This window comes from Pseudobdellovibrio exovorus JSS, from assembly GCF_000348725.1.
Lineage (GTDB): Bacteria > Bdellovibrionota > Bdellovibrionia > Bdellovibrionales > Bdellovibrionaceae > Pseudobdellovibrio > Pseudobdellovibrio exovorus.
In genome coordinates this window covers 2,516,100-2,529,271 of sequence record NC_020813.1, presented here as the reverse complement: position 1 = coordinate 2,529,271, position 13,172 = coordinate 2,516,100, and the positions used below count along the sequence as shown (strand labels likewise).

At 43.4% G+C, this 13,172-nt stretch carries 15 protein-coding genes; 10 read left to right on the top strand and 5 right to left on the bottom strand.

Features of this window, described 5'->3' with window-relative positions; translation table 11 throughout:
• Positions 1-41: 41 nt before the first annotated feature.
• The 4 genes from A11Q_RS12535 (at position 42) to A11Q_RS12520 (ending at position 3,988) form a co-directional block, all read left to right on the top strand.
• The gene (locus A11Q_RS12535; RefSeq protein ID WP_015471194.1) at positions 42-485 is read left to right on the top strand and encodes an Mpo1 family 2-hydroxy fatty acid dioxygenase; all 444 of its coding nucleotides are present in this window, start codon (positions 42-44) and stop codon (positions 483-485) included.
• Between the two features lie 147 nt (positions 486-632).
• On the top strand, positions 633-2,600 hold the full coding sequence (locus A11Q_RS12530) for a hypothetical protein (protein ID WP_015471193.1): 1,968 nt from the start codon (positions 633-635) through the stop codon (positions 2,598-2,600).
• A 6-nt stretch (positions 2,601-2,606) separates the two neighbouring features.
• Positions 2,607-3,437, top strand: a complete 831-nt coding sequence (locus tag A11Q_RS12525; protein WP_015471192.1) for a metallophosphoesterase family protein — start codon at positions 2,607-2,609, stop codon at positions 3,435-3,437.
• Positions 3,416-3,988, top strand: a complete 573-nt coding sequence (locus tag A11Q_RS12520; RefSeq protein WP_015471191.1) for a hypothetical protein — start codon at positions 3,416-3,418, stop codon at positions 3,986-3,988. Before A11Q_RS12525 ends, A11Q_RS12520 begins: the two co-directional genes overlap by 22 nt.
• Here the strand turns inward: A11Q_RS12520 and A11Q_RS12515 are convergent.
• A complete protein-coding gene (locus A11Q_RS12515) occupies positions 3,985-4,458 on the bottom strand; it encodes an OsmC family peroxiredoxin (protein ID WP_015471190.1) in 474 nt (157 codons plus the stop codon). The two genes, A11Q_RS12520 and A11Q_RS12515, sit on opposite strands and share 4 nt — an antisense overlap.
• Before the next feature lie 301 nt (positions 4,459-4,759).
• On the opposite strand from A11Q_RS12515, the gene A11Q_RS12510 reads away from it, so the two are divergent.
• Genes A11Q_RS12510 through A11Q_RS12500 form a run of 3 tightly spaced genes read left to right on the top strand, consistent with a single transcriptional unit; the run spans position 4,760 to position 6,965 of the window.
• Positions 4,760-5,785 (top strand): twin-arginine translocation signal domain-containing protein, encoded by a 1,026-nt coding sequence (locus A11Q_RS12510; RefSeq protein ID WP_015471189.1) that lies wholly within the window; start codon positions 4,760-4,762, stop codon positions 5,783-5,785.
• Positions 5,786-6,031, top strand: coding sequence for a hypothetical protein (locus A11Q_RS12505; RefSeq protein ID WP_015471188.1), 246 nt, complete (start codon positions 5,786-5,788; stop codon positions 6,029-6,031).
• Between the two features lie 16 nt (positions 6,032-6,047).
• Positions 6,048-6,965, top strand: coding sequence for an adenine nucleotide alpha hydrolase family protein (locus A11Q_RS12500; RefSeq protein ID WP_015471187.1), 918 nt, complete (start codon positions 6,048-6,050; stop codon positions 6,963-6,965).
• 51 nt (positions 6,966-7,016) lie between these two features.
• Here A11Q_RS12500 and A11Q_RS12495 read toward each other — a convergent pair whose 3' ends face one another.
• Both A11Q_RS12495 and A11Q_RS12490 read right to left on the bottom strand, forming a co-directional pair.
• Positions 7,017-7,376, bottom strand: coding sequence for a DMT family protein (locus A11Q_RS12495; protein WP_015471186.1), 360 nt, complete (start codon positions 7,374-7,376; stop codon positions 7,017-7,019).
• 25 nt (positions 7,377-7,401) lie between these two features.
• Positions 7,402-8,295: a Rossmann-fold NAD(P)-binding domain-containing protein gene (locus tag A11Q_RS12490; protein ID WP_015471185.1), complete on the bottom strand. Its 894-nt coding sequence runs from the start codon at positions 8,293-8,295 to the stop codon at positions 7,402-7,404.
• A gap of 56 nt (positions 8,296-8,351) precedes the next feature.
• On the opposite strand from A11Q_RS12490, the gene A11Q_RS12485 reads away from it, so the two are divergent.
• Positions 8,352-8,765 (top strand): DUF2177 family protein, encoded by a 414-nt coding sequence (locus A11Q_RS12485; protein WP_015471184.1) that lies wholly within the window; start codon positions 8,352-8,354, stop codon positions 8,763-8,765.
• 109 nt (positions 8,766-8,874) lie between these two features.
• The gene (locus tag A11Q_RS12480; protein ID WP_015471183.1) at positions 8,875-10,248 is read left to right on the top strand and encodes an acyl-CoA dehydrogenase family protein; all 1,374 of its coding nucleotides are present in this window, start codon (positions 8,875-8,877) and stop codon (positions 10,246-10,248) included.
• A 55-nt stretch (positions 10,249-10,303) separates the two neighbouring features.
• Here the strand turns inward: A11Q_RS12480 and A11Q_RS12475 are convergent, their stop codons facing one another.
• Positions 10,304-10,942, bottom strand: coding sequence for a transposase (locus A11Q_RS12475; protein WP_015471182.1), 639 nt, complete (start codon positions 10,940-10,942; stop codon positions 10,304-10,306).
• Positions 10,943-11,161: 219 nt separating this feature from the next.
• Here A11Q_RS12475 and A11Q_RS12470 point away from each other — a divergent pair, with 219 nt between their 5' ends.
• Positions 11,162-12,523, top strand: a complete 1,362-nt coding sequence (locus A11Q_RS12470; protein ID WP_041575305.1) for a hypothetical protein — start codon at positions 11,162-11,164, stop codon at positions 12,521-12,523.
• Here A11Q_RS12470 and A11Q_RS12465 read toward each other — a convergent pair.
• Complete coding sequence (locus A11Q_RS12465) at positions 12,516-13,124, bottom strand: type 1 glutamine amidotransferase domain-containing protein (protein WP_015471180.1); 609 nt, start codon at positions 13,122-13,124, stop codon at positions 12,516-12,518. The two genes, A11Q_RS12470 and A11Q_RS12465, sit on opposite strands and share 8 nt — an antisense overlap.
• Positions 13,125-13,172 lie beyond the last annotated feature (48 nt).

The following is a 13,172-nucleotide window of genomic DNA, read 5'->3' as shown; positions in this document are numbered from 1 at the left end:
ATGATTTGAACGATCTTGTGAATATTCGGTAAAATAGAGTCATGAGAAGTTTAGAGTCTTATCTAAGTGAATACTCCGAATCGCATCGCAATCCACGCAATATTCAGATTCACAATATCTGCGTTCCTGCGATTATGTGGAGCTTATTGGCATTGTTGTCACTGGTGGCATTTACTCCGCAACTACATTTAGGGCATGTGGTTGTCGTCGCGGCGTTGATCTACTACGGCTCTTTTAAAAATGCTCGGGTGTTATTAGCGATGGCTGTTGTGGCGGTGCTGATGCTTTTGAGCTTTCGTCTTCTTGAGTTTAATACACGACTATGGTCTGCCATTATTATTTTTGTCGTAGCATGGATCGGACAATTTTATGGACACAAAGTTGAAGGAAAAAAACCATCTTTCTTTAAAGATTTACAGTTCTTGCTGATAGGTCCAGTGTGGGTTTTACATAAGATTGCCCCACGTTGGATTAAGATGAACTAAAGTGAATTTGGTATCATGCGGAATCTTGGAACGTAGAATCAATTGTCGAGGTTGTTCCAGAGACACTTCCAACAGTTTTTCAGAAATTTGCTAAAAATTTACTAGAAATTTATTGTCCCTGCCTGAGCCTGTGCGTAAAATTTTTTTATGAAAAAAACGCAGATCACGGCTCTTGTCGCTATCATCTTCGCTGGTGTTTCTTTTTTTTCAAATTCTTGGGCCCATGCTCTTAAGCAGGATGTCAGTCTTAAAGGACAATATTCGGTGCAGCAAGATCTTGAAGAGCAATGGAAGAAAGTCTTTGATTCAGACTCATTAGAAGTAAATTGGAATATTAAGCCTCGTTATATTTATCCTAAATGGGGACGTGCGACAGATTCTCCATCAAAAGGAAAAGTCAGATTTCAATGCCTTGCTGGAAATAAAAAATTTCGTCTTCACATTGAAAGCGACGATTTAGAAGCGACATCTACGGCATATTACTTTTTAAGACAGGTGGGTTTTTTATATCCACATCCTCGCATTGAGATCTTACCTAAAAAAGCAGACGTATTAAAGAATTGCAATAAGACATGGTCTTGGGAGCCGCGGTTAGCTCAGCGCGGATTCCATTTGCACACGATGCATCCGAGTGAATGGGTGGACGCTTTTTTCTTAGGAAACTTTAAAGCGGGCCGGGATTTAATTTGGTGGTTAGTACGTAACCAACAAAACCTTTTACAGATTCAATTGATTCAAAGAACAGATGCCGAGCTGATGCGGAACCTGTCACCGCTAACAGCATACGCCCAACGCCTTGGTTTAAAAGTAGGAGTGTCCGGAAGCTTTGCTATGTTTCAGCAGCGCTCGTATAATTTGATTCCCTTTTGGCGTGCCTTCTTAAATATCGACAGCATTGAAACATTAGACAAAAGCATTCGTAATTTAACGTCCATTGTGCCATTTGACTTTTTAAGTATCGAGATGGGTTCTTCCGAGTTCACGGCCACCCGTGCAGAAAAAACAATTTCGTGGATGAATCAAGCGGGTGAAACAACACGTGACTTGAATAAAAAGCTTTTTATGAAAGTGCATGTGTCGACAAATCAGATTATTCCTGACTTTGGAAACTTTAACTTTTTACCATCACGTGCTATTTCCGAAGTGGGGATTTTGCCTCATACCGTTTTCTTTTATGGACTAAATGATATGAATGCTCCGATGTATGGACGTAAAGATTACGTCGATATGAAAGAGTTTTACTACACGGAATCTTTTAAACGCGAAGCTTTATACTATCCTGAAACCAGTTATTGGGTCTTTATGGATGTGGATGTGCCTGTGTTCTTGACGGACTACTTGAAAATCCGCACAGAAGATGTGGATTGGATGGAGACTCAAGGTCTAAATGGACATTTGAATTTTTCAACAGGACAAGAATTAGGTTATTGGTTGATCGATTGGCAAACAGCTCTTTTAGCTGACCCCGCTTCTAGAAATAATCCTTATTTTGCACTGGAGCTTCTAGGTGAAAAAAAAGAAGTGTGGAAGCCTATTTTAGATTGGCAACATGAGTACATTAAAACCCGTCAATTAGCACAGGCCATCACGACGGCGAATTTGTTGGATGAGTTGCCTTTCGCCGAACCTGTCCATGATCGTGTTTTGATGCGTGACTTTTACAAAAGAACGGATGTTATTCAGTCCGAGATTCGTGATTTAAAAGAAGCATTACAAAATAAGCCTTCTTTAGAGGGTGTTAAGAACGAAGAGATCCGGAACTTGTTGAAAATAACAGAGCTGCGATTGCAACACGCATTGGCTTTACGTGAAGCGGTCGCATATGCGCGGAAGACATCTGAGTTTAATAATAAAATTAAAGAAGCAGAAGGGTATCGCCTTCTGGCCCACGCGCTGGTGCAGCCGCTAGTGAAAAATACACGTTATCCTGAAATTCCGATTTTTGAACCATGGAAGAACCCAACGAGCTATGACTATGGGTATCTGTGGTCGGCGTCCCAATTGCATTTCTGGCAGCGGGAAGAGCAAATTTTGATGACCGGAAGTTGGAATCCATTTTTCATGAATATTGTAAATCCATTTAAAATTCTTTTTTCACGGGAACTGTATGAGTGATCTTATATGAAAGCCAAGGCTGTAGTTTTTGGCGTCATCGTTCTTTCTTTTTTAACCTTTAGTTTGGTGGGCATTGGTTGTGGAAAGTACAGAGGCTCACCTTTTTCAAGTGATATCCTTCGCGGCGAACGTGACCTCAACCTCAGCGCCGTGGCCTCGTTAGGTGATCCTGAAGCCGATGGTATTATTCGCATCGCCATCATTGCAGACCCTCATCAGAACTACAAAGACCTTGAAGATGCTATTTCCACTTTAAAACGAGTTACAGATGTGGATTTCCTAGTGAATTTAGGCGATATCACGAACAGTAGTTACAACATGGAATATGATCAGTACCTACGTTCACACTCTCTGATCGGTGTTCCGTCTTTCGTGGTCGCTGGAAATCACGATATGCTAGGGGCGGGACCTGCCATTTTTAATAAAGTCTTTGGCACAAGTAATTTGTTTTTCGAAACGAACTCTTATAGATTTATTTTATTTAACTCTGCAAATTTAGAAACTCCTGAAAATTTTCATCCAGATTGGTTGCTGAGTATAGTACAGGCTTCAACAAAGCCAGTGATGATTTTTAGTCATATTCCTTTAGATGATAAAGAAAGATTTCACGGAGACGTTAAAGCCAAGTTCACACAAATCGTACAGGATAGCCGCGTAAAAGCAGTGATGAATGGGCATAATCATGCCTATTTACTGCGTTATGATTCTGGCACTGTGTTATTGCAAGTTCCACGCGTAGAGGGAAATCAGTGGGTGGTATTAGAGGTGCAAGCCGGACAATACCAGATTATCAATCAGGCAGGAGTCGTCGTACCATGGCAAAACTTCAAGCCGTAACAGCGATACTGTTGATAAGTTTGTGGGTAACTGCATTTGGTTCTGTAGCCGAAGCTCGCGATAAGTGGGGCGCTGAATTGAGCTATGGCGGATACTTAGGTGATTGTTCTATCGGAGCTTTACGGGAATGGAATGAAAGACACAGTCTACATCTTTCATTTGGCTACTACTCTATTGAAAGCACACGCTACACCCAATTGAATTTTGGATATAACTATCAAACGCCGTGGTATCATCGCTTTGAATCTAATAATGATCTGAGTTGGCACTTCTTTACTGTGGGGGGTTACTTATTAAGATCGTTGGATAACACGCATTACTTTCGTGCTTCACCGGGTAAATACCCTACAGCTGGTTACTATGATGAAACTGCGTTGAGGTTTGGTCTAAGAATGGCGACCAGTGTGCGTTTCTGGGATGACAAAGCTCAAATCAGTTATTTCATGATGGTTTTAGATAATGGCCTTATTGCATCTTACAACAACCAGCACGAGCGCTCGCTTATAGCCTATTTTATTTCGCATGGGCTGGCTGTTTCTTATCGTTTCTAAACAGGGCCTGCATCAAGGCTTTGCAGTGGTGGTGACATTAAGTGGGCTTCCATGGTGACGTCCGCATTGAGTAACTGAGAAACGGGACAGTTCATTTTAGCGTTCATCGTCGCTTTGTCGAATTGTGCTTTATTACAACCGGGAACTATTCCCGAAACTTCAAGAAAAATTTCTGGAATAAACCAAGCGCCTGTACTGCTGCGATCAAGATAAGTTGTCGCCTCGACTTCTAAAGCATCGGCGACTAAATGCTGCTTCTGCAGCTCTGCTGAAACGGCCATAGTAAAACAAGAAGCTAAAGCTGCCGAAATCAATTCTTCAGGATTTGTACCTGTTTCGTTATCAAATCGAGTGTTAAAAGCGTAACTCAGATTTCGTAGGGCTCCGCTTTCTGTTGACACTTTTCCTCCGCCATCTTTTAAACTTCCCTTCCAACTGACGCTGGCTGATCTGCTTTTCATCGTATTCATAGCTACCTCGTGTTTTTGTTACTGGTTTTGTTGTTGGGCCTGAGTTTCAAGGCATTTGTACTCTGAAGAGGGGGAAAATAGGCCCTTTTCTGGGGCTAAATTTCCGTGGCTGGTCTGGTGTGCCTTTATATTTCAGGCCGTATTTCTAATCGACTCCTGAATCTGTAAGTTGCAAGAATTGTTCTCTATTTTTCAAACTCACCTCGGGGCATAGACCAAGGTCGCAATATCAGAAAAGCCGGTTTAGAGTACAAAATCGGATAAAGTTGCAAATAAATATTCAAGTGTTTACAATTGAGAAATGAAACAAACCAGAAGACGATTTCTGCAATTTTCGTTGGCTGCGGGCGCGTTGAGCACTTTATCTGGAGCCGCACTCATTCCTCAAAACAATCAAAACAGCTCTGAACGCCCAGTCGGTTTTATGTTGAACACGCTTGGATTTTCAGTTTTTCAAGATGAAGTAAAAAAGAACTTCCGTGTTTATCATGATCAGCAGCAGGCTTTTGCCGACCTAAAGGCAGGAAAATTAGGCTGTCTGATTTCATCTTCTGAATATCTAGCTTTATCTCAACCGGTGTTTTCGCTTTTTGACTCTATTCCGAACGATATGGATTTGGCAAAAAAATGGGATTGGGTACAGCAAAACTACGGCTTGATTCAACGCCACTATTCGCGCTTGGGGTTATCTTCTGAAGTCTTAGGTTTAACGAATCCTATTGGTGTACGTCTTTCTAAAGTGAATGCGACTGAATTGGCAACGTGGCAAGACTCAACAACACCACTTCGTATCGGTGCTCAACAAGCACGCTCGCTTTGGTTTTCTAGTATGGGCTTTGATGTACAAGGTGGAAGATATAAAGATAACTTGGGCAGCCAATTAGAGTTATTGCGTAGTGACCGATTGGATATTACAGAGGCTTTTTCTCCGTCGACTTTTATGAAGCTTATTGAAAAGAAAAAAGCTTCTGGTCGAATTCAAGATGATTTTTATCAGAACCAGAATGTTTTCATAGATCGTCACAGTCGTAGTGCGAATATGGTGGAAGTGATCTATGCGGCTCAACCTGCAGCGGATAATGCATTGCTGTTGAATCAGGTGGCGGTACTGAAACAGCAGATGCAGGCTATTTTGTTGCAAAATCAAGAAATGCAAAATGAAATCCTGAAAGATCTGTCTGCGAAGTACAACTGGAAGGTGCACGAAATACCTGTGGCTATTCAGGATAAATTACAAAAGTACAAAGGGCACTATCTGCGAGCATTGACTCAGCAGTATCCCGATTTTAATGCGCTGATCAGCAGCTACAGACAGTACGGGGCCTAGATGAAAAAGTCAGAAAATAAAAATTCAAAATCTACAGTTAAGAAGCCCACGAAGAATGCACCAAACTTGGTTGAGTTAAATCAACAGGTAGCGACTACATCTCATGGGGCTAATGGGGAAATCGGTATTATCTCTTCTATGACAGAGGATGAAAAATTTTTCGTAGATAAAATCAAGTCGATGTTCCAGCCTCAGACAGAGGAACAACTGCACTACGCACTTTTCGAAAATGTAGTGGCCAAGTAAGGTTGTCGTCAACCAGATGAAGCTGGGGTATGGTCAGAGCTTTGCCGATTACAATCCTGAAGAGGATTTCTGCTGTCAGTTGGAGCCTCTGACACGAGTTCCAGATAATGCCTTTGCTGAAGCTCGTCTGTGCGCACGCGAGCTCTATCAGAAATATCAACGCCCTTTAAATCTTTGTCTGAGTGGTGGTTTGGATAGTGAAGCCATGGCCCTCGCTTTTTTGGCTGAAGACATTCCTATCCATGTCTGGACATTGCGCTTTAACAATAACCTCAACGAAGAGGATATCTGTCATGCCACAGCTTTCTGCCAACATCATCAAATAGAGCAGAAGTTTGTGGACCTAGATGTTATTAATTTTTATGAACAGCGACGATTTGAAGATTATTTACATCGATACAAATCGATGTCGGTTGAAGTGGCCGTACAGCTTTGGTTTTTAGATCAAACACCAGAGCCAGTCATCTGGGGAGGCCAAGGGTTTCGAGCTTTACGTCGACCTGATGATGAAATTCGCTTACAGCCGATCACGCAAATGGAAGCCGTGTTTTTTAGATATTTCCAATATACCGGAAAACAGGGAACACCCAACTTTCACTTTCACAGCACACCTCTGATTTGGTCATTTTTTAAGACGAGCTTGAAATTGACCCATCGCCTGTATCCTGATGATCACGTTCCGGAATTTTACGCAGATAAATTTCAGTTTTATAAGATGGCAGGATTTCCGCTAAAAGAAATATCGGCACGATCTCAAAAACTACATGGGTTTGAAAAAGTAAAAATATATTTTGATGAGAGGCTGAAAAAACAGCAGACAGACTATCAACGCTACTATCGGCAGTGGGCCGAGTCTTTATATCCCTATAGCAAAAATGCCAGATTTGTACTGCCCTCGATTGATCCTATTCGACAGCAGCTCGTGCATTTTTGAGTGCCAGGCCTTATTTACGGACACACTGCGTCCGTAAATAAGGCCTGGCACCTAAAAAGGCTGAAACAAACTCACTCCGACGGCAACGACGATTAAAGCGAAGGCAAGGCCATCGTTAATGGTCAATGCAGATTTAAGATACAAAACCGAGAAAAAACCAAAGACAACGAACGTGATCACTTCCTGCAAAACTTTCAGCTGTGCTGGAGTCATGACTTCGGAACCAATGCGGTTTGCGGGAACCTGTAAGCAGTATTCGAAAAATGCGATTCCCCAAGAAACGAAGATCACTAACCACAGAGCCTTGTGTTTGAACTTCAGATGTCCGTACCATGCAAAAGTCATAAAGATATTACTGGCAACCAGTAAAGCAATCGAGATCAAAACCTCAGGTCTTTTGAACAACAGCATATAAGCTCCTGCTATTTTTAGCGGGTTATTTGTAGTGAGTAATTTGGGGTGGCAACCAATCTAAGATGGGCGGCAGAATAAGTCCATGGGATTGCGCCTTTGACGTGTTCATCCACCAGTCGGTCGGAATGCCATAGGGCGAATGATCGCCAGTCTCAAGGCTCTTGGCTAGCAGAGCTTTTTCCCCTTTGATGTCCTCAATCAGTCCGATGAAATCCAGCAGTGAAATGGGTTGGCTGGAAGCACAGTTAATCGGGCCAAGGATCTTTTTGTCCGCAATGTGGTGTAAACTGCGGGCGGCATCCTGCGAACTGACAAGCGAGATATGACTGTTAATGTTTGGAAAATACATAGCTTTTTTCTGAACTACATGGTCAATGTGAAATTTAAGTCGTCCTGTATAGTCATCGGTTCCTAAAACCAAAGGAAAGCGAACGGCAGTTACAGGGAAGGCCCTCTGTTGAAAAAAAACCGCTTCAGCTTGGCGTTTCGCTTCGCCATAATTTTGATGTCCCGTGGGCTCGCTGGCGTGACTGCTGGTGAACTGGTAAGCCTCGGGGACAAAATCGGTTTCATGTAAGTCTCCACGCATTTGATTGTCATAAATGGACATGGTCGAAGTGAAGATATAATGGCCGACACGTCCTTGAAAAACAGAACAGGCTCGTCGTGCTTCACAGGCATCGAAACAGACCTGATCAAAAATCACATCCCAATCTTGTCCTTTTAAATCGGGCTGCTCAGCACTTAACTGTTTGCGATCTAAGGTGATGCGTTGAACACGTGAACCTAAATCATCGTCGATGCGTCCACGATTGAGCAAGGTGACGCGATGGCCTTGCTCTAAAAGCCGTAAAGCCAGTGTTCTGCCAAAGAAGCGATTCCCACCAATAATCAAAATGTTTCGTGCGGTTGACATAGAAAATTATGATGCCTGAGGTTTCGATAGGTGGCACTCTAAAACAGAGGTGTTTTATGATGTTTCTTAAAAACTTTTTAGTTTCTGCAATAGCGTTCGCCATTTTAGATTTTATCTGGCTAGGATTCGTAATGAAGAAATTCAATCTTCGTCATTTGTCTGAAATCGGACGAATCGTGGATGGGGATTTTCAAGTTCATTACGGTGCTGCGTTTATTGTGTACATCTTAATGTCTTTGGGTGTGGTGATCTTTGTGGCTCCGCTGGCGGGAAGTTCTGTTGTTAAAGCTATTGGCCTTGGGGCATTTATGGGTCTGTTAGTTTACGGAGTTTTCGACATGACCAATATGGCGATTCTAAAAAATTACTCTTGGGCTTTTGCTCTAGCGGATATGGCGTGGGGTGTTTTTGTTTTCGCCGCGGTCAGCGCGATTACGGTTTGGAGCGCTGTTAAATTTAACAACATCTAGTTGTTATTTATTTTTAACAATTTGGCGAAATAAATTACGACACAGGACCCTACATAAATCAACTTGATCTCTTCTGCTATAAGATCTCGAATGAATACACGAGGTTTTTATGGCAGAAAATTTTTGGGAAGAGTTAGGGACTAAATTTAAAACCGCCTATGAAGAGGCCGAAAAAAAACGCAAAGCTGATTTTGCGATGATCAAAAATCTTCCGGGCATTTTGTCCTACCTGAAGGATCTACAAGGTGAAGAGTTATTGCTGTTGCTGGATCAGGCCCGTAAAATCAAAAAAAGAAAAAATCCTAAATTTCCCGAAATCAACGGGGATTTCTATAACACCTTCGATCTTTTGAACGCTGAAGAAAAAGCGATTGTGTTGCGTGTGCGTGAATTTATGAATACCGAAGTGGCTCCGATTGTGGATGACTACTGGATGCGCGGTGAATTCCCTTTTCATATCGTTGAAAAATTCAAAGCGCTCAATATCTGTGGTCTGACCTACAGCAAAGATCTCGGCGGGCAAGAGCGCAGCAATCTGTTGGAAGGCATGATTGGGCAAGAGATCGCGCGCGTGGATGTTTCAACTTGTACGTTCTTCGGTGTGCACAGTGGACTGGCGATGAACTCGATCTACCTGTGTGGTTCTGAAGAACAGAAAAAGACATTTATACCTGAAATGATCAAGATGAACAAAATCGGCGCCTTTGCTTTAACAGAGCCCGAGGTCGGCTCGGCTGCATCGATGGGTTTGAAGACCACGTGTAAACGCCAAGGTGACACATGGGTGATCAATGGCGAAAAGAAATGGATCGGTAACGCCACATTCGCAGATTACATTATCGTGTGGGCGAAAGATGTGGAGGACCATCAAGTCAAAGGCTTCATCGTCGATCGCGTAACAGCGGGATTAGAAACAGAAAAAATCGAAGATAAGATGGCGCTGCGAATCGTGCAGAATGCGTTGATTCGTTTGAAGGATGTGAAAGTTCCGGAAGAGCGTCGCTTGCAAAATGCCAATACCTTTAAAGACACAGCTCGCGTGTTGAAAACGACCCGTGCCGGAGTCGCATGGCAGGCCGTAGGTTGCGCCCGCGGTGCCTACGAGCACACACTAAAATACACCATGGATCGCCGTCAGTTCGGCAGACCGATTTCAGGCTTTCAGATGACTCAGGATTTACTGTCACAGATGCTGTCGCAACTGACGGCCATGCAAACACTGGTTTCACGTTTAAGCCAAATGCAGGATGAGGGTTTGATGAGTGACGAGCAAGCCTCGCTGGCAAAAGTATTTTGTACTGTGGGTTGCCGTGCGATCACCAGCATGTCGCGTGAGTTGATGGGAGCCAACGGTATCCTGATCTCGAATAAGGTGGCTCGCTTTTTAGGTGATGCCGAAGCACTTTATTCCTATGAGGGAACAAAGCAGATCAACAGCTTGGTGGTCGGTCGCGCGATCACCGGGCAAAGTGCGTTCACTTAGGTGCCAGGCCCTGTTTCCGGACGCGCCGCAAATAAGCGAGTTGATAATTCAAAGATTAAATTAAGTCATTCAATGTAAGGGTAACTTTGCCATCTTCACGATTTTTTCGGGGCTGGAAGTAAGATCTTTTTAAGGCATAGCGCACAGACTCCCAATGTTCGCTATTAGGTGTTGTATTTAACCATTGTAAAGTTCCCTCGACATCTGAAAATAGAGTCGTATCTTCAAGGACAGGAATTATGAGATAAGCTTGTCCAAGTAACCCATAAAGCGTGCTGTAGGGATATTCTTCTGCGCGCTGACATAGCCCTGCTGCGATGGGGTTGCGATAGACATATTTGTAAGTATTAAGAAAATAATTCGGATGCTGTAAAATAGTTTTAAAGTGTCGTCCGGCAAATGTTCCATTGATTCGATTTCCGCACTCATTCAAGCGTCTACTAACAACTCCAATAAGACGATGCAAACATTGACTGATATTCGCATCAGGAGTGCTCGCAATCAGGTGAAAGTGATTGCTCATCAAAACAAAGGAATGAATCTGTAAATTATAAATTTTCGATGTCACATAGAGTTCTTCTGAAAAAATGCTCCAGACTAATTCGAGATGTAGATGAAACCATTCGCGGTTAATACAGCGACCGGTGATGTGATACGGAAATTGAGATTGAAGAATTGCTTGTGCTCTCGCCATAAGCTAGTTACGGAGTGCAAAGACATGCAAGGTCTGAAAAGAAAGCCTGATTGAGTTAAAATTCGTTAGTTGGGCGTTGCGTCCGGAAACAGGGCCTGGCACCTGTCTCAATCTTAAACGCTTTTTGATGACCTAATCTTATATAACGAATTTGAGCGGGCATAGATCTTGATTATCCTACGCTGAATCCCTGTGTCTTGATGCTGAATAAAAGCTTCAATGAAAGCGGCACGGGATCCAGAACGATTTGGCGAGGATGCTATGAAAGTGCGACAACCTTTAACGATATTAATGATGCTGGCTCTGGCCACACCTCCTTCTTTTGCCGGCGAAGATATTCGCATGACCTCAGAAGATGTGCGCAATGGAAATATCCGCAAAGGCGAGGTTTGGAGTGCTCCATCTTGGATCAAAGATGAAGGTCAATTTTTCAGATTCAGCAATGAGCTGAATATTCTGCGCGGCTCGGAAGTGACTAATGCCAATGACTTGTTGTTATTACCAAATGCTGACACAGGCCGCTCGGAAGTGAGCTGTCTGATGACTGAAGACACCACGGATAAATTCAGCACGGGAAAAACGCCTAAGTTTCGCTGCAACCTTTTGCAGACCAACAGTGCCGGACAGCTTGAAGAAGCGAGCGGTAAAGGTAAAAAAATCAAAGTTAAGTACGGCGCTGATAATGGTGAAATCTACGGAGAACTCATGGGAACCCGCCTGCTATGGGCCTTGGGCTTCAGTGCGGATCGTATGATGTTCATTGATCGCCTGTTGTGTTACGGCTGTACTAGTAATCCATTCAAAGATCGACGTGTCGATACATCATCATTACAGACACCACGTGAATTTATTCCGGCAGCTATCGAGCGCAAACATGATGGCGAAGCGATGTATGTGAATCGGCAAGTTAAAATAACAGAAGCGGGCCCTAACAGACACAATACACCACCTCGCTACCGCACAGTAGTGCATGAGGGCTGGGGCTTTGACGAGTTGATGACACTGACTTCTGAAAATCCAGCAGAGGCTCGTCGCCAAAAGATTGAACGGGATGCCTTAAGAATTCTATCCAGCTTTATTCAGCACGTAGATAATAAAGAACAAAATCAACGACTCACTTGCGTTGGTGACTTTGATGCCGAAGGCAACTGCTTAGGTGAAGTGAAATTGATTGTGCAAGATGTGGGAGCTACATTCGGTCGTGGCCTAACGACGGATAATGAAAGTTCATTCTTAGGAATTAATATCGCTAAAGCCCGCCTAGAGCACTGGGTGCGTAAACCCTTCTGGAAAGAGGCAAGCGCTTGTCGTATGGATGTCGGCTGGTGGGCGAACCGCACTTTAAAAGATGAAAAGGCAACAGAAGAAGGCCGTCAGTTTTTAGTGAAACTTTTGGAAGGCTTTTCTGCCGGAGCCGAAGGACAAAAACGTGTTGAAGACCTCTTCTTAGCAGCGCAGATCGAGCGCCGCTCGGGCACAATTCCTGAATGGGTAGCGGCCTTCAACAAAAAAGTGCACGAGTTAAAATATCCAATGGGTGCTAACAACCCTGACTTTAAGTGCCCGAAGCAACTTAATTAATTCGTTGAGTGTTGTCACTTTTGGATGGGTTTGCGGAAGACTTCATGCCCGTATGTCGACCTTCAGCAAACTCTTCAATCATCTTGCGGTTGAAAGCGGGAATGTCTTCCGGTTTACGACTGGTGACTAGTCCTTCATCGGTGACAACTTCACGATCAGTCCAGCGAGCACCGGCATTGATCAAATCCATTTTAATAGAAGGCCACGACGTCAGCTCTTTTCCTTTGACGATTTCTGCGTTGATCAGAATCCACGGAGCATGGCAGATAGCTGCAATGGGTTTGCCCGCATCAGCAAAGGCACGCACAAAGTCTATCGCTTTTTGTTCGCGGCGTAGGCTGTCAGGGTTCATCACTCCACCGGGTAACATCAAGGCATCAAAGGTTTCAACATCTGCATTATCTACAGTTAAATCCACATCAATTTCTTTACCCCAGTCTTTTTTGTGCCACGCTTTGATGCTCCCACTTTTCAGTGATACAATTTGGACCTCTGCTCCGGCCTCTTCTAAAGCTTTTTTAGGTTCAAAAAGTTCACTTTGTTCAAATCCGTCCGTGGCTAAAATAGCCACCTTTTTATTTTTTAAAGTTGTCTGTGCCATAAATCCCTCCTTGGCGGTTAAGTATATGTCTTTAGCTGACATGAAAAG